Raw genomic sequence first — 16,804 nt, forward strand, 5'->3', positions numbered from 1 at the left:
CCAGAGCCTCCTCGGCGCGGAAGAGCGACTAAAGTGCCCCACGCGCAAACTTGCCCAACGCGCAATATTGATGGATGCTTGGCTCAAGCAACGCACCACGGGAGCCCGACAAGATGGAAAATGTGCTGGCCACTCAGCTGCTCGAGCTGTCCCAGCTCATCCGCAAGGCACGGCAGCAGTGGCTGCGGGAGCGGCCCGACGTGCCGATCGGCACGGTGAGCATCCTCAAGCTGATCGACGAGATCGGGACCGCAGCCGACGGTGGGTGCCATGCCAAGGACCTGGCCGAGCGCTCCGGGCTCGACCCGTCCACGGTCAGCCGGGCGGTCGCCGCCGCGGTGGGGCAGGGGCTGGTCGAACGTCGTGTCGACAACGCCGACCGCCGGGCGTCGACGCTGGCGCTCACCCCGGCCGGACGCGACCTGCTGGCCGCGGCGAGCGCGTGGTTCAGCGCCTTGATCGGTCGGGCCCTCGCCGACTGGCCGGCCGGCGACGCCGAGCGGGTCAGCTGTGATCTCGGACGGCTCGTGGCCGCGTTCTCCGCCGTACTGGAAGAAACGCACACCCTGGAGGCCGCGCGATGAGCGCACCCACCACCTCGCCGGCGTCCGTGCCGGCAGCGGAGGACATGTCGCACCGGCAGATCCTCGAAGCGCTCAGCGGCCTGCTGCTGGTGCTGTTCGTCGCCCTGCTGAGCAGCACAGTCGTCTCGACGGCGCTCCCGAAGATCATCGGGGCCCTGGAGGGCAGCCAGACCCAGTACACCTGGGTGGTCACGGCGACGCTGCTCAGCGCGACCGCCACCACGCCCGTCTGGGGCAAGCTGGCCGACCTGTTCAGCAAGAAGCTGCTCGTTCAGATCGCGATCGTGGTCTTCGTGCTGGGCTCGGTGATCGCCGGCTTCAGCCAGACCGCCGGGCAGCTGATCGCGGCCCGGGCGTTTCAGGGCATCGGCGTCGGCGGCCTGCAGGCGCTGGTGCAGGTGGTGATCGCGGCGATGATCCCGCCGCGCGAGCGTGGTCGCTACAACGGGTATCTGGGCGGCGTGATGGCGCTGGCGACGGTCGGCGGGCCGCTACTGGGCGGGCTGATTGTCGACACGTCGTGGCTGGGCTGGCGGTGGTGCTTCTTCGTCGGGGTGCCGTTCGCCGTCGTCGCGCTGATCCTGTTGCAGCTCACCCTGCACGTGCACACCGAGCGCCGCTCCAACGTGAAGATCGATTACCTGGGCGCGGGCCTGATCGCGGCGGGCGTCAGCATCCTGCTCATTTGGGTGTCGTTCGTCGACGGCACGTTCGCCTGGTTGTCGTGGCAGACGTACACGATGGTCGGCGGTGCAGTTATTCTGCTCGTTCTTGCAGTTTTCGTGGAGAAACGCGCAACGGAACCGGTTGTGCCGCTCGAGATCGTGCGCGAACGCACAACGGCGCTGTCCATTGTCGCCAGTCTCGCGGTCGGCATGGCCATGTTCGGCGGCGCGGTCTTCCTGGGCCAGTACTTCCAGATCGGGCGTGGCTACAGCCCCACCGAGGCCGGACTGCTGACCATCCCGCTGATGGCCGGGGTGCTGCTCTCCTCGATCATCGTCGGGCGCATCATCACCCGCACCGGGCAGATCAAGCCGTACATCATCGCCGGTCTGGTCGTGCTGTCCGCGGGCTTCGCGCTGCTCGGCACGATCGATCACGAGACGTCGCTGGTGTTCGTCGGCTTCGGCATGCTGCTGGTCGGGCTGGGCGTCGGCGCGAGCATGCAGAACCTGGTGCTCGCCGTCCAGAACACGGTGCCGCTGCGCAACATCGGGGCCGCGTCGTCGACGGTCGCGTTCTTCCGCTCGATGGGCGGGGCGATCGGAGTCTCGGTGCTGGGCGCGGTGCTGGCCCGCCGGGTCACCGATCAGATCACCCACGACCTGGCGGCGGCCGGCGTTCCCGCCTCGGGCGACGGCGGCGGCAGCCTCAATGTGGCCGCGCTGCCCGAGGCGGTCCAGCACATCGTCCGGGCCGCCTACGGCGACGCCACCGGCCACATCTTCCTGATCTCGGCCGCGATCGCCGTCGTCGGGCTGGTGGCGGCGATCTTCCTGCCGCGCACCTCGCTGCGCACCAGCCTGGATCTGCCGTCCCGCGACAAGGAGCCGGTCGAAAGCTGAGAAGCCGATGAAGTACGCGCCATCGACCCCCCGGCGCACAGGTGACCAGTCTCGGGGCCGCAGGAGCAACGGGCTGGTCGCCGGAGCGCCGGTGCCCGGTCTCGGCCGGCTGGGGTGACGAGCTGATCGCCGGAGCACCGGGTCGCTCGATGGCGCGTATCTCCGAAGAGCGATTCCGGCGCTCTCAGCCCTCGCCCCGATTCTCGCTGCCAACGTTGGCCCCGGGATCCGCGGCAAACCCGCGATCCGTCAGGAACGCGGCGAAGAACACACCCGGCCTCGGCGCGCTGCCGAATCATGGCAGTTCGAGGACGACGAACTCGACGTCTCCCTCGCGGACGGTGTCGATCCGGCCGAATCCGCAACGTTCCAGCAGCCGGATCGACGCTGTGTTGCCCACGTCCGCGGTGGCGTGCAGCGGCCGGGCCGTCTCGATGTCGAGATACTGCGTCAGCGCCCGTGTCCCCACGCCGCGGCCCCAGAAGGCCCGCCCCAGCCAGTAGCCGACCTCCCGCCGGCCGTTCTGGTTCCACGAGACCACATTGCCGGCGACCGCATCGCCGGCCAGAACCGTCCGGGCGCCGACGGCCGGGTCGCCGAGGATCCGGGTGATCCAGTGCGTGACGAACTCGGGGCGCTCGCGGGCCGTGAAGTTGGCTCGCCGCTGCGCCTCCGGCTCCTGCTCGTGGTCGTAGAAGGTGCCGATGTCGCCGATCCGGACCGGTCGCAGGCGCACCTCGGCGTCAGCCATGGGCGAAGTGTGACAGGCGGGCGCATTGAGTCAGCTCACACGCGAAACGAGGTTCGTCGCCGGGAACGGCGGGAACCCCCGATGCACTCTGGGGGGAGCTGAGTTGGGGTGACGACCTACGAGACGATGTCGGAGCCGCGGGGCGGGCTGCCGGCCGACGACCTGGTCGATGCGGACAGCCTGTGCCGGGCGTTGCTGTCGACGGTGTCGGGGACGCTGGGTGGCTGGGTGGCGCGCACGCCGCTGCTGGGTCGCCGAGGGCAGTTGCCGCCGGCACGCCGGCATTTCGAGCTGGCGCGGGACGCGTACGCCGAAGCGGTTCCGCACGATCTGGTGGGCTCGATCGACGCCGAGGCGATCGCCGGGTGGATCGTCGGGCACTACCGGGCCGCCGAGTATCCGGCGGTGCTCCTCGGTTCGCCGCACGGGTCCGCGGCCCACCTCGCGGTGGCGCTCGGGGCGGCCTGGCTGCCGACCAGCGTGCCGCTCACGGTGACCTGGCCCGGTGGCTCGCCGGGGGACTGGCCGGGCGCGCTGGAGTGGGGCGCGGAGCTGGCCTCCCGGATCACCGCGCACAATCCGTCGATCACCGTGCGGCAGGTGCACGACCCGCTGCGGGGCGGGCCGCTGTGCGGGGCGACCGTGCGGTTCCACCTGCGGTGGGCGACACTGCCGGCCGCGTACGAGCGCTTCCTGCGCGCCCGGCTGGCGCCCGGCGGCAGCACTCTGCTGTCCCGGGACCTGCGCACCTGGCCGGTCACCGCGGTCACCGCCCGGCACAGTTTCCAGGTCGGCAGTCCGGTCGGCGGCAGCAACCCGGAGGACTACTCGCTGGCCAACCCGGAGTTCCGCCGGGCCCTCGAGGCGCTGGGAGCGGCGTCCTGGCCGCGGATCGACCCGGACACCCCGCCGCGCTACGCCGAACGGTCGGGCGAGCCGTCGCTCGGTGTCGACCTCGGCCGGCTCGGTTCGGGGTCGCACCGGCTGCTCTACGCCCGGCCCGAGACGTTCAGCGCCTGCGTGGCCGACATGATGCGGCAATGGCGGGCCGGCGCGGGGGACCGGTGCGTGATCGAGTGCGGCCGCCTGCTCGACCCCTGGCTGGCCCGTGCGGGCGCGCTGGTCCCGTACTGGGCCGAATCGGCCGCCCGCACGACGGTCGAGGCGGCTGAGATGTGGCTGGCCGGGAGCGACCGCTTCGACCGCGTGGCGGTGCTGCCCGAACCGCCCGGCCACACCGGCGTCCACGTGGCGACGCTGGCGCAGTGGCGGTCGCTGGCCTCGTTCGGGCGTCGTCGCGAGCCGATGGACCGGTTCGCGGCGAGCCGCTACCCGATGCTGCCCGTCGCGACCGGTCACGCGACCCGTATGCTCGCCGGCGCCGAGCTCCGGCCGCTGCCGCCGGCCATGCCCGTGGCGTACGCGCTGGACCGGCTTCAGCAGTCCGGCTCGACCCTCGGCATGCTCTTCACCTGAGGCATCGCCCGCTGCTCGGCGTGCCGGCTGCCGAAGCCGTCGCGCAGCGGGAGTGGCAGCGTTCCGCCCCGGACGATGGGTGTGATCCCGGTCAGGCCCTGCTGCCCGGCACGCGTCACGAAGTCGCTGAGCGGGGACTTCATCACCTTGTAGTCGTCGTAGTGGATGGGCACGGTGAGCCCGGGCCGGATGAGCGAAGTCAGGTCCGCGCCCTGGCGGTCGTCCATGGTGAGAAGCATGCCGAGCAGCCTGGTGCCGCCCAGGTGGATCAGCATCGCGTCCACCTCGCCGAACCGCCGCGGCACCTGTTCCAGCGCGGCGTGCATCAGCGTGTCGCCGGTGATGTAGACGCGCAGCGCCAGCTTCCCGTCGACCTCGAGCTCCACCACCGAGCCCATCACCTCCGGCAACAGGCGGTCGGCCAGGCCCGGCCCGTGCCGGCCCGGCGCCGCCGTTACCCGCAGCCGCTGGCGGTCGCGGGTCCACTCGAAGCACTCCCACGTCGGCAGCCCGCGGACGGCCAGGTGGCGCCGGCGTCGCAGCCGGCGGGAGGCCGACGGGGTGGTCAGGATGGGCAGGGTGGGCTCGACCCACCGGCGGGCGGCGGCGTCGAAGTGGTCGCCGTGCAAGTGGGACAGCAGGATCCCGTCGACTGCCGTCCCGGCCAGCGCGTCGAGGATCGGATCGCGTACGCGCTTGGTCCACGCGCCGTAGCCCAGGTGAACCCGGCTGCCGGCCGGCCCGAAAGCCGGATCGGTCAGCAGGGTGAAGTTCCCGAGCCGAAGCAGGGTGGTGGCGTTGCCGATGAAGGTGACGCTGGCGTGCATCGGGGCCTCCGGCCTGTGCGGGGAGGGCACGACTACCCCGCCAGCACGGGTTCAACCGCTCGCGTCCGCAACGACGAAAGCCCGTTCTGCCAGGCGTCGAGAATCGATCCCGCCCACAGCGAGTCGACCGCCAGCGCGCAGCGCGCCCCGAACAGCACGTCCCCGGCCCGGCGGGGCTCGTCGGCGGCGAACGACCCGCACAGGTCGTGCGCGGCGATCTGCTCGTGCACGGCATCCGCCTCGACGTGCTCGTCGTAGAAGGCGGTGGCGTCGGCGTCTCCGCCCAGGCGGCGCAGGCCGTTGGCGTACGACCGGTTCGGCAGCGACGAGGTCATCTCGTAGGCCGCCAGGTGACCGAGGATCATGCCGCGGCGCGCGCGGTGCAGGCCGAACAGCGACATCAGGTTGTTGACCGCGAGTGTCGGCGCTCCCACGGAGTCGACGTAGCCACCGTACGAGAGATCGAGATCGAACCAGCTCATGGTGCGCTTGAAGAGCTCCTGGTGCATGCGGGCCTCGGCCCCGCCGCCGTACTCGTCGGTCTGGATCTCGACCAGCGCCGCCTTGGCCCGCCCGCCGAGCCGGGGCAGCGCCCACGAGTGCGGGTCGGCCTCACGCAGGTGATACACCGAGCGGTGGGTGACGAACTCCCGGAACTGCTCGTACGTGGCCCGGCCGCGCAGATACCCGGAGAGCCCCGGCCCGTCGTCCTCCTCGACGATGCGGGCCAGCTCGTCCGGCACCCGGGCCGGGTCGACGTCATCGCTGGGCTTGCCCACCAGGTCGTACAGGAAACCGAGGAAACGGTTCTCGGCCGCCGTGCGCAGCCGCAGCATGCCGGGATCCCACTCCCAGCAGTCGCCGACGCCGTCCCAGCCGCGGTAGGCCAGCTCGTAGCAGACGAACAGGGTGAGGTGCAGGTCCTCGTCGCCGTCGAAGCGGGCGAAGGCCGGGAGTTTCGCGGCGCGGCCGCCGAGCACGTCGATGAGAGCGGCGGAAACGCGGCCGCGGGCCACAGGAAGTTGCATGACCGCAAGCTTCCCGAATCCCGGACCGGTAAACGATCTGTTTCGGCCGCAGCTCAGTGGGCATCCCGCCCGCCATGACGACCTCGATCGTGCCCTATCCGGACGGCCCACTCATCGTTCGCGGCGACTTCGAACTCCTGACTCCCGACGGCGAGCCGATCGATCCCGGCCGCGGCACCATCGCCCTGTGCCGGTGTGGCAAATCGGCGGCGAAGCCGTTCTGTGACGGCACCCACAAGGTGGTCAAGTTCCACGCCGAGGCCGGTCGCGAGACGCCGGCGCCACGGTCAGGGCTGCGGGAGTGAGCGCTTGAGCACCTTGCCCGTGGCATTGCGTGGCAGTTCCGGCAGGAAGACGACGTCGCGGGGGACGCTGAAGCGGGCGCGGTGACGGCGCACGTGGTCACGGACGTCGTCGGTGGTGAGCGCGGCGCCCTCGCGGAGCACGACGTACGCGGCCAGGCGCTGGCCGTACGTGTCGTCGGCGACACCGACGACCGCCACCTCGAGCACCTGCGGCAGGTCGGCCAGCAGGTTCTCGACCTCGGAGGGGTAGACGTTCTCGCCGCCGGAGACGATCATGTCGTCCTGGCGGCCGTCGACGAACACGCGGCCGGCTCGGTCGAGATGGCCGACGTCGCCGATGGCGAGCAGCCCGTCGCGCCGTTCCTGGGCGGCCCCGTTCGTGTAGCCCTCGAACAGCATCTCGTTGCCCACGAACAGCCGGCCGGTCGTGCCGGTCGGCACCGGTCGGCCGTCCTCGCCGAGGGCCACGACCTTGGTCCCGTACGGCGGGCGTCCCGCAGTGCCGGGGGCGGCGCGCATGTCGGCCGGGGTGGCGATCGAGGCCCAGGACGCCTCGGTCGAGCCGTACAGGTTGTAGAGGATGTCGCCGTAGCGGTCCATGAACCGGTCGGCCAGGCCACCGGGCAGCGCCGAGCCGCTGACCGCGACCACCTTCAGCGGCACCGGGCGGTAGGGCTGCTCCATGATCTGCTGGAGCATCACCGGTACGGCGATGAGGGCGGAGCAGTCGTGCCGGGCCACCGTGTCGAGCGTCTGCGCCGGGTCGAAGCGCCGGCGCAGCACCAGGGTGGCCCGCAGGGCCAGGGCCATCTGCAACCCGGCGTAGGCCCACGTGTGGAACAGCGGCCCGGCGATGTGCATGCGCACTCCGGCGTGCAACGGAATCCGATCGATGATCGAGCAGAGCGGCCGGAACCCACCCGGCGTGGGCCGCTGCGCTCCCTTCGGCGCGCCGGTCGTCCCCGAGGTGAGCACGATCGTGCGTCCGGGGCGCACGGGTGGCTCGGTCACCCCGGCCGCCGCCGTCAACGCGTCCGACGCGGTGGGGAAGGACCGCACGCCGGGCGGTGCCGGGAACTCGTCGTCGTGGATCAGGACGGCCAGGCTCTGGTCGCGCACCACGTCGGCGAGTTGCGGGCCGGACAGACCGGTGTTGATCAGAACCGGGTCGGCGCCGCGGGTGGCGATGCCGATGAGGGCGACGACCATCTCGGCCGAGTTGCGGCACAGCAGGCCGACCCGGTCGCGCGGCTGCACCGGCAGGGCGGCGGCCAGCCGGGAGGAGCGGTCGAGCAGTTCCGCGTACGTCAGCGAGCCCTGCTCGTCGATGAGCGCGACCCGGCCGGGATCGCGCGCGGTCGCCTGGCGCAGCTCGCCGGCCAGGCCGAAGCCCCACGTGTGCAGCGCGGAGAGCTGGCGCACCACACGCTGCGGGGCGCCGGGGTTGAGCAGGCCGCGCCGCGCCATCGTGCGAAGGACGAACGCCGCGCCGGACATCAGCGGATCTGCCGTCCGGTGATCGCGCGCGAGATGACCAGACGCTGGATCTCGGACGTGCCCTCGAAAATCGTGTAGATCTTGGCGTCCCGGAACATCCGCTCGACCGGGTGGTCGCGCAGGTAGCCGGCCCCGCCGAGGATCTGCACCGCCTTCTCGGTCACCGCCACCGCCACCTCTCCGGCCTTGAGCTTCGACATCGAGCCCTCACCGGCCGAGAACGGCCGGTCGTTGCGGCCCATCCATGCTGCCCGCCACACCAGCAGGCGGGCGGCGTCGATCTCGGTGCGCATGTCGGCCAGGGCGAACGCGATCGCCTGGTTGTCGACGATCGGGCGGCCGAACTGCACCCGGGTCTGAGCGTACTCGAGCGCGTACTCGTACGCTGCCCGTGCGATGCCGAGCGCCTGCGCGCCGACAGCCGGCCGGGACAGCTCGAAGGTGCGCATCGAGGCCTGCCCGGAGGCTCGCTTTCCCTCGCGGGCGCGGGCCAGCCGCGCGTCCAGGGCTTCCTTGCCGCCGAGCAGGCACGGGCCGGGCACGCGGACGTCGTCGAGAAAGACATCGGCCGTGTGCGAGGCGCGCAGGCCCAGTTTGCGCAGCTTCCTGCTGGCCGCCAGGCCGGGCGTTCCCGGGGGCACGACGAACGCGGCCTGCCCGCGTGAGCCGAGCGACGGCTCGACCGAAGCGGTCACCACGTGCACGTTCGCGATGCCGCCATTCGTCGCGTACGCCTTCTGGCCGTTCAGCACCCACTCGTCGGACGCCTCGTCGTAGACCGCGCGCGTACGCATGGCGGACACATCGGAGCCGGCCTCGGGCTCGGTCGAGCAGAACGCGCCCACCTTGGGGTCGGCCTCGTCGCCGAAGCACTGTGGTACCCACTCGACCATCTGCTCGGGCGTGCCCGAGCCGTAGATCGCGGCCACCGCCAGGGACGTGCCGGAGAGCGCCATCCCGATGCCGGCGTCACCCCAGAACAGTTCCTCGTTGACCACCGGCAGCGACAGGCCGCTGGAGTCGGACCACGTGTTGATCAGGAACTCGAAGCCGTACAGGCCGATCTTCGCGGCCTCCTGCAGGATCGGCCACGGGGTCTCCTCGCGCTCGTCCCATTCGGAGGCGCCGGGCCGGATCACGCTCTCGGCGAACCCGTGCACCCACTCCCGCAGGTCGTTTTGCTCCTCGTTCAGGTCGAGCCAGAACTCCATGCGACGCCCTTCGACCGGTGTACTGGCCGGTAACGCTACGCAGGCGTAACTTGCCCCGCAAGGTGAGGTTTCTTCCCGCTCAACGCGAAGCGGCCGTCGGCGTAGGCGAATCGCACGCGCGCCGGCAGCAGGATCGGCCGCTGGAACCGGACGTCCACTGTGTAGCTGTCGGGCAACCGGCCCTCGAGCGCGGCGAGGCAGCGGGCCAGGCTCCACATGCCGTGGGCGATCGGCTTCGGGAATCCGAACAGGCGCGCCCCGATCCGCGACGTGTGGATGGGGTTGCGGTCGCCGCTGACCGCGGCGTAGTCGCTGCCGACCCGCGCCGGCACGAGCCAGACCGCAGTCGGCTCCCCAGCTTTCGTCGGCGGCGGCGTGACGGCGGGTCCTGTGGACGGGGACCGGGAGAGGTACGTCGACACGCTTGTCCAGACCGTGCCGCCGTCCACAGCGGCGCTCGCCACGACGTCGACCTGGCGGCCGCGTTCGTGCGGGCGCAGATCGGTGGCGTGCACGGCCAGATCGAGGGACATCTGCGCCGTGAGCGGGCGGTGCACGGTGATCCGGTTGGCGATGTGGACGAGCCCGACCGCGGGGAACGGGAAGTCCGGCGCCGTCAGCAGGCGCATGGCCAGGGGGAAGGCCAGCACGTGGGGATAGGTCGGCGGGAGGTGGTCGCTGAGCCGGAAACCGCAGACCCGGTCGTACGCGGCCAGATGCTCACGATCGACCGCGACGCCCGCCTGTTCGAGCGTGAGCGCCGGCAGCGTCGAGGGCCGTCGGCGGGGGATCACCCCCAGAGCCGCCCGGAGCATCGTGCCGCGACCGACCTCCACCGCCCTCACGCTCCCAGCAGGCTCTGGCCGCACACGCGCACGACGTTGCCGGTGATCGTGCCCGACCCCGGCGACGCGAACCAGGCGATCGTCTCGGCCACGTCGACCGGCAGCCCGCCCTGGGCCAGGCTGTTCATCCGCCGCCCGGCCTCGCGCAGCGACACCGGCATCTTGGCCGTCATCGCCGTCTCGATGAAGCCGGGCGCCACCGCGTTGATGGTGATGCCCCGCTCCAGCAGCCCGGGCGCGCTCGACTGCACCAGCCCGATCACGCCCGCCTTGCTCGTCGCGTAGTTGGTCTGCCCGCGGTTGCCCGCGATGCCGGCGATCGAGGCCACCCCGACGATCCGCCCGCCCTCGGCGATCAGCCCCTGGCCGAGCAGCGCCTCGTTGATCCGGGACGGCGCGACCAGGTTGACCGCGAGCACCGAGTTCCACCCGGCCGCGTCCATCTTGGCGATCGTGCGGTCGCGGGTGATGCCCGCGTTGTGCACGAGGATGTCGAGCGGCCGGGTCAGGTGGGAGGCCAGCCGCTGCCCGGCGCGCTCGGCCGTCAGGTCGAGTTGCACGGCCCGGCCGCGTACGTCGTTGGCCACACCGGCCAGGGCGTCGCCGGCCGCGGGCACGTCGAGCGCGATCACGTCGGCGCCGTCACGGGCCAGCACCCGGGCGATGGCCGCGCCGATCCCGCGCGCCGCCCCGGTGACCAGGGCCGACTTGCCGGCCAGGGGCAGCTGCCAGTCGGCGGGTGCGGGCGGGTTACCGGCCCCGATCGTCACCACCTGGCCGGACACGTACGCCGACCGGCCGCTCAGCAGGAAACGCAGCGTCGACTCGAGCGCGCCCTCGCCGCCCCGCTCGACGTGAACCAGCTGCGACGTGATCCCCCGCCCGAACTCCTTGCCGATGCTGCGGGTCAGCCCTTCGAGGGCGCGCTGTGCGGTCGCCTCGTGCGGGTTGTCGCACGAGGCGGGCGGAGTGCCCAGCACGATCACCCGGCCCGACCGGTGCACCGACCGGGCGTACGGGTGGAAGAAGTCGAACAGCTCGTGCAGCTCGGCCGCGTCGGTGATCCCGGAGGCGTCGAAGATCAGCGCGCCGTGGCTGCCCTCGCTCAGCGGCTCGTCCAGTGTCTGCACACCCGCCTCGGCCAGCACCTTGCGCACCTGATCACCCAGCCGGCCGCCCGGCGCCGCACCGATCAGCACCGGCCCCTCGGTCAACGGATCGCCCGGGGCCCAGCGCCGCAGCCGGGGCGGATCGGGCAGGCCGAGCCGCTTGATCATGGCGTGTCCCGGACCGGAGTTCGCGAAGCTCGCGTACCTGTCGCCCATGCGCCGCAGCCTACTCGGCGCCGGCGTTGGTAACCTACTCACCGGTAGTGTCGTCGTTTCTGGGAGGCCCTCATGCGCCGCGTCGCCGTACTCGGTGGGAACAGGATCCCGTTCGCCCGGTCCAACGGCCGGTACGCCCAGGCCTCGAACCAGGACATGCTGACCGCCGCCCTCGACGGCCTGATCGCCCGCTACGGCCTGGCCGGCCGCCGCGTCGGCGAGGTCGCGGCCGGGGCGGTGCTCAAGCACTCGCGCGACTTCAACCTCACCCGCGAGACGGTGCTCGGCTCCCGGCTCGACCCGCGCACCCCCGCGTACGACGTGCAACAGGCCTGCGGCACCGGCCTCGAGACGGCCGTCCTGGTCGGCAACAAGATCGCTCTCGGCCAGATCGAGGTCGGCATCGCCGGCGGCGTCGACACCACCTCGGACGCCCCGCTGCAGCTCAACGACGACATGCGCCGGGCCCTGCTCGCCCTCAACCGGGCCCGTACGCTGCCCGATCGCCTGCGGGCAGCAGCCAGGCTCAACCCGCTGCTCGCCTTCAAGCCCGACGTGCCGCGCAACGCCGAACCGCGCACGGGCCTGTCCATGGGCGAGCACGCCGCGATAACCGCCCTGCGCTGGAACATCACCCGCGACGCCCAGGACGAGCTGGCCCTGGCCTCCCACCAGCGGCTGGCGGCCGCCTACGAGCGCGGCTTCTTCGACGACCTGATCACCCCGTACCTGGGCCTGACCCGCGACCAGAACCTGCGCGCCGACACCAGCCTCGACAAGCTGGCCAAGCTGCGCCCCGTCTTCGGCACGACGGACGCCACCATGACAGCCGGCAACTCGTCCCCGCTGACCGACGGCGCCTCGACGGTGCTGCTCTCCTCAGAGGAATGGGCCGCCGAACAGGGCCTGACCCCGCAGGCGTTCCTCACCGACAGCGCCACCGCCGCCGTCGACTACGTCCACGGCGACGAAGGCCTGCTGATGGCCCCCGCGTACGCCGTCCCCCGCCTGCTGGCCCGCAACGGCCTGACCCTGCAGGACTTCGACTTCTACGAGATCCACGAGGCTTTCGCCTCCCAGGTGCTGTCCACCCTGGCCGCCTGGGAGTCCCCGGAATTCTGCAAGGAGAAGCTGGGTCTGGACGCCCCGCTGGGCACGATCGACCGGGCCAAGCTCAACGTCAACGGCTCCTCCCTGGCCGCAGGCCACCCGTTCGCCGCCACCGGCGGCCGCATCGTCGCCACGTTGGCCAAGCTCCTGGCCGACAAGGGCTCGGGCCGAGGCCTGATCTCCATCTGCGCCGCCGGCGGCCAGGGCGTGGTTGCCATCCTGGAACGCTGACCTCAGCGAGTGGCCAGCGTCAGCAAGACGAGGGTCGTGGAGGCCGCGGCCAGATGACGGCCTGACCACGCCAGGGCGGCAATCGGCTGGCCGATGGGCAGGCAGTGAACTTGTCGCCGGCGGCGGACGTCGATCAGGCGGACGGTGCCGTCGTCGCCGGCGGTGGCGAGGAGCCAGCCGTCGTCGTTGAAGGCGACGGCCCGCATCCAGCCGGTGTCCGCGGTGAGTGTCAGCCACGGTGAGCCGGTGTCCGCTTCCGTCACCCGCACGATGCCCTGATCGCCGGCGGTGGCGAGCAGGAGTCCATCGGGGCTGAACGCCAGGGAGCGCACCCCGCCGGAGTGGCGGGGCAATTCCGCGACGGCCTGGGCGGTGGTGATGTTCCAGAGCAGAACCCGCCCGTCGTCACTGCCACTGGCCAGTGTCCGGTTGTCCGGGCTGAAGGCGATGGACGAGATTCCGCCGGAGTGCCCGGCAAGAACAGTGGTGCAGCGGAAATGTTCCGGATCCCAGAGCCAGACCGATCCCTCGGCTCCGCCTGTGGCCAGGAACCGGCCATCCGGGCTGTAAGCCACGGCCCTGACCTGCCCCATATGGCCGGTCAGGGTCCTCGCCGGTATGTCGGTGCCACCGTCCCACAGCCAAACCGTGCCGTCGGAGCGGCCGCCGGCGATAGCAAGCACTCGCCCGTCCGGTCGGAAAGCCACGGAACTGACGTTCTCGGTGCTGTCTCTCAGCTCATTCCGCGTCGACTGTTCTTCCGGACGGCTGAGGCGAACGATGTTCTCTGCGCTCTCGGCCCGGGCGAGTAGCGCACCGTCCGGGCTGAACGCGAGTGTTCCGCCCCGGCCTGGGCGCCACCGGGGAGCCTCCCGGCGCAGAGCACTGTCGACCGACCACAACCGTGCCGTTCCGTCGTATCCCGTGCTGGCGAGTACTTGCCCGTTCCCGTTGAACCGGACCATGTCCACACTGCTGGTGTGTCCGATCAGATCGGCGAGTTTCGTCCCGTCCTCCGCATCCCACAGAGCGACGGTCCCGTCCAGGCTGCCGGTCGCCAGAATTCGTCCGTCCGGACTGAAAGCAACCGTGTTGATGGAGGCTCCTTGTCCCGCCGACAATACGCGCGGGCGCCACGTGGTGACGTCCCACAGCTGCACAAGACCCGATTCGCCTACAGCAACCAGCGTTTGCCCATCTGGACTGAACTCAATCCCGTTTATTGCGTTGGCGGCGTTGAGGTCAACCACCCTTGCCCCGTCGGTCGTCGACACCACCCAGAGCATTGAGGCTGAGAGTCCCGATGTGACAAGGAACCGGCCGTCGGGGCTGAAGGTCAGCCGGTAACGGTATGACTGGTGCGGACCGCTGAGCACGGCCCGGTTCTCTTCGGCCGGGACGTCCCAGAGCTGCACGAACGGGCCGAACGCCATGGCCAGGATCGATCCATCCGGACTGAAACGTACGGCGTTGAAGGAGTGGTACAGGCCGAGGACAGGGCTGACTGACGAGGACATCCGGGGCACCTGCGCATGCAAACGGCCAGTGCCGACGTCCCACAGATGCACCACCTCGTCGGTGCCCTCAGCGACGGCCAGCAGCCGCCCGTCCGGGCTGAAGTTCAGGGCCTGGATCCAGCCGGTGCGGCCAGTGAGATCTGGCCGCTCTTGTCCTGAGCCGACATCCCAGAGCCGCACGCGTCGATTGTCGGCGATCGCCAGTAGCCGGCCGTCGGGGCTGAACTCCATCGCCCTGGTCCCGAGCCTCAAGCCATCGAGTCGGGCATGGGTACTGCCGGTGTCCACGTGCCAGAGATGAACCGTGGTGTCGGAGTTACCGGAACTTGCGACGAACCTCCCGTCCGGGCTGAAGTGGACCGTCCGTCTGCATCGGGGACTGGCGGTCAACGTCCGCAGGGCGGTCGTCGAAAGCGGAGCCAATCCCGAGCGGTGATCAGCGAACACAGCGGGCAGCAGCCGGTCGAGGCGGTCGAGGTCCAGGTCGGTGCAGGCGACGGCCAGCCAGCACCGGAGTGAAACGGCGACATCGCCGACGGTGTCCAGATTGCCGAAAAGATGAGCGTGCCGGGCGAGCCAGGTGCGGAGCTGATCGGCTGGGTCATTGTCGGAGTTCGGGTCGACAGCCCGGGCCAGGTCGGCTTCCGCGGCGTGGGCGCCGCCCTGGGTTATTCGCAGCGCGAGGAAACAAAGGTCGGTAGCCGTGCTGGTCAGTTCTGTGCGGTAACCGGCCCGCTCCAGGTGACTGACCACATGGTCCCAGATGTACGGCTCGTGGCGAGGAAGTCGCCACCATCCATCCTCGCCGCCGTCCGGCAGTAGACCGCGATACGCGCCGAGCAGGTCGGCGTGCAGGACGGCGAGATCGTCGGCCTGCAGGATCACGTAGTCGTGCTGCAGATCGTGGAAGGTGACCTGGTCGTCGACGACACGGAGCAACTCGGCTTCGGCGAGCGCGCCCAGGTTTTTGCGCACTGTTGCCCGACTCAGATCACGTGTCTCTCCCCAGAGCCGCACAACGGACTGCACCGGGATTGCCGTGTCCTGTGGATAGACGGCGAGACTCAGGTAGGCATCGCGGAGGCCGGGCGGCAGTGCTGCCGTGGCGACCTGCATGGCCTTGAAGGTGTTGGCATAGGGGTGGTCGAGAAAGGTCCCGGAGCCGCGGTCGAGGTCGTCGGCCACCCGTGACCAGGTCAGACCGCTTCGGACCGCTGCGCCGAGCAGGGCCAGCGCCAAGGGGACCCGGCCCGATGCGGCCAGGACCCGCGTCAACTCGGCAGCCGGGACGTCGGCGCCGGTCATATGAATCAACAGTTGACGAGCTGCAGGGTCCGTCAACACGTCGACCCTGTGCGTGTCGGCTCGGACGGCGTTCAGAATCTGCGCGTCACGGGTCGTGTACAACACCCGGCCCTGCGGGCCGGCCGCACGGAATGCGGCTGCGTCGGCGTCGCTCCAGACGTCATCCACCACGACGAGCGCTCGGCGCGAACGCAGTGCCTCGCGCAACATCCGTAAGCCGTCGCTCACCGACCTGACCTGGGCGCCGGGCTGGCCCAGACGTCGAAGCAGATCGACCTGAATCGCCACCACATCGGCGCGTTCGCCGACGGTCACCCAGTGGACGCCGTCCGGAAAACAGGCGCGCACTTGTGGATCGACGGACACTCCGGCGGCGAGGACCGACTTGCCGATGCCTCCCTGGCCGTGCAGGCCCAGGGCAGCGACGTTTCCGGTGACCCCGACCGCGCCCGATACTGTCGCGAGCAGAGCCGACCGCAATTGATTCAGGTCAGCCCTCTCCACGTAACCGGTGGGCAGGGGCGGCACGCCGTCCACCGGCCCGAGTCGGGCCGAGGCGGTCAGAGCTTCCACCGGCACCGCTGCCGTCCACAACCCGGGCTTGTCCACAGGAGGCTCTGAGCCGGTGCCGATGTCCACAATTTCGATGAGACGCCGGCACACCCGCACGAGCCGGCCGTCGCGGTCGCCGGGGTTGTCGCCGCCTCGGTCGAGCGGGCCGTCGCGGCCCGGGTCATGTGCCCACTGCACGGTGTTCAGCAGTGGCTCGTGGTCCCAGAGGCAATCGCGGAGCAGGACCGGCGCAAGCCGCACACCGCCGGCGACCAGGGCGGGCAGTTCCTCGCGCATGATGAAGTCGGAGGCCAGGAAGTCGCCGCTGACCAGCAGCACCGCGGAGCCGGCGCGGTCGATGGCGCCGGTCAGGTCGCGGCGCCATTCGTCGCCCACGTTGATGTACGGGTCGGCCCATACGCGCATGCGGCGGTTGCGGACCAAGGGGGACAGCAGGACGAGCAGGCGGTCCAGCCAGGGCCGGTCGGCGTGGCTGTAGCTCACGAAGACGGTGTCGCGTCCGATCTCGTCCACAGGCGAATGGTGCCATCCAGACCGCAGTGGAGTTATCCACCGGATGTCGCATGCCGCTGACGACATCGAATGTCGTCAGCGGCACGGGGTGTTCGTCAGGAAGCGACCGGCTGGGGCTCCTTGCGGGGCGCCGCTGCC

13 protein-coding genes are annotated in these 16,804 nt (G+C 70.8%); 5 read left to right on the forward strand and 8 right to left on the reverse strand.

The window, feature by feature from the left end:
- Nucleotides 1–74 precede the first annotated feature (74 nt).
- Together KXC43_RS18465 and KXC43_RS18470 are read left to right on the forward strand one after the other, a co-directional pair.
- Nucleotides 75–584, forward strand: a complete 510-nt coding sequence (locus KXC43_RS18465; protein ID WP_221377319.1) for a MarR family winged helix-turn-helix transcriptional regulator — start codon at nucleotides 75–77, stop codon at nucleotides 582–584.
- Nucleotides 581–2,152: an MDR family MFS transporter gene (locus KXC43_RS18470; RefSeq protein ID WP_221377320.1), complete on the forward strand. Its 1,572-nt coding sequence runs from the start codon at nucleotides 581–583 to the stop codon at nucleotides 2,150–2,152. The genes KXC43_RS18465 and KXC43_RS18470 overlap by 4 nt, the downstream gene beginning before the upstream one ends.
- Before the next feature lie 295 nt (nucleotides 2,153–2,447).
- Here KXC43_RS18470 and KXC43_RS18475 read toward each other — a convergent pair whose 3' ends face one another.
- Nucleotides 2,448–2,903: a GNAT family N-acetyltransferase gene (locus tag KXC43_RS18475; protein ID WP_221377321.1), complete on the reverse strand. Its 456-nt coding sequence runs from the start codon at nucleotides 2,901–2,903 to the stop codon at nucleotides 2,448–2,450.
- A 108-nt stretch (nucleotides 2,904–3,011) separates the two neighbouring features.
- Between KXC43_RS18475 and KXC43_RS18480 the strand changes: the two genes are divergently transcribed.
- Entirely contained in the window at nucleotides 3,012–4,379 is a 1,368-nt protein-coding gene (locus KXC43_RS18480; RefSeq protein WP_221377322.1) for a hypothetical protein, read from the forward strand.
- Here KXC43_RS18480 and KXC43_RS18485 read toward each other — a convergent pair.
- Nucleotides 4,340–5,206 (reverse strand): MBL fold metallo-hydrolase, encoded by an 867-nt coding sequence (locus KXC43_RS18485; protein WP_221377323.1) that lies wholly within the window; start codon nucleotides 5,204–5,206, stop codon nucleotides 4,340–4,342. The genes KXC43_RS18480 and KXC43_RS18485 overlap by 40 nt on opposite strands.
- A 32-nt stretch (nucleotides 5,207–5,238) precedes the next feature.
- Nucleotides 5,239–6,234 carry an iron-containing redox enzyme family protein gene (locus KXC43_RS18490; protein WP_221377324.1) on the reverse strand — a complete coding sequence of 332 codons (996 nt, stop codon included), beginning with the start codon at nucleotides 6,232–6,234 and terminating at the stop codon, nucleotides 5,239–5,241.
- Between the two features lie 74 nt (nucleotides 6,235–6,308).
- On the opposite strand from KXC43_RS18490, the gene KXC43_RS18495 reads away from it, so the two are divergent.
- Nucleotides 6,309–6,539, forward strand: coding sequence for a CDGSH iron-sulfur domain-containing protein (locus KXC43_RS18495; RefSeq protein WP_221377325.1), 231 nt, complete (start codon nucleotides 6,309–6,311; stop codon nucleotides 6,537–6,539).
- Here the strand turns inward: KXC43_RS18495 and KXC43_RS18500 are convergent.
- From KXC43_RS18500 to KXC43_RS18515, 4 genes are read right to left on the reverse strand one after another with little or no spacing between them, the layout of a single operon-like run.
- A complete protein-coding gene (locus KXC43_RS18500) occupies nucleotides 6,522–8,036 on the reverse strand; it encodes an AMP-binding protein (RefSeq protein WP_221377326.1) in 1,515 nt (504 codons plus the stop codon). The two genes, KXC43_RS18495 and KXC43_RS18500, sit on opposite strands and share 18 nt — an antisense overlap.
- Nucleotides 8,036–9,247 carry an acyl-CoA dehydrogenase family protein gene (locus KXC43_RS18505; RefSeq protein WP_221377327.1) on the reverse strand — a complete coding sequence of 404 codons (1,212 nt, stop codon included), beginning with the start codon at nucleotides 9,245–9,247 and terminating at the stop codon, nucleotides 8,036–8,038. Before KXC43_RS18505 ends, KXC43_RS18500 begins: the two co-directional genes overlap by 1 nt.
- Before the next feature lie 35 nt (nucleotides 9,248–9,282).
- Entirely contained in the window at nucleotides 9,283–10,062 is a 780-nt protein-coding gene (locus KXC43_RS18510; RefSeq protein WP_221377377.1) for a MaoC/PaaZ C-terminal domain-containing protein, read from the reverse strand.
- Nucleotides 10,063–10,088: 26 nt separating this feature from the next.
- Entirely contained in the window at nucleotides 10,089–11,417 is a 1,329-nt protein-coding gene (locus tag KXC43_RS18515) for a 3-oxoacyl-ACP reductase (RefSeq protein ID WP_221377328.1), read from the reverse strand.
- Nucleotides 11,418–11,489: 72 nt separating this feature from the next.
- Between KXC43_RS18515 and KXC43_RS18520 the strand changes: the two genes are divergently transcribed.
- On the forward strand, nucleotides 11,490–12,758 hold the full coding sequence (locus tag KXC43_RS18520) for an acetyl-CoA C-acetyltransferase (RefSeq protein WP_221377329.1): 1,269 nt from the start codon (nucleotides 11,490–11,492) through the stop codon (nucleotides 12,756–12,758).
- A gap of 2 nt (nucleotides 12,759–12,760) precedes the next feature.
- Here the strand turns inward: KXC43_RS18520 and KXC43_RS18525 are convergent, their stop codons facing one another.
- Nucleotides 12,761–16,666: a WD40 domain-containing protein gene (locus KXC43_RS18525; protein WP_221377330.1), complete on the reverse strand. Its 3,906-nt coding sequence runs from the start codon at nucleotides 16,664–16,666 to the stop codon at nucleotides 12,761–12,763.
- Between the last annotated feature and the right edge of the window lie 138 nt (nucleotides 16,667–16,804).

This window comes from Paractinoplanes polyasparticus, from assembly GCF_019710575.1.
Lineage (GTDB): Bacteria > Actinomycetota > Actinomycetes > Mycobacteriales > Micromonosporaceae > Actinoplanes > Actinoplanes polyasparticus.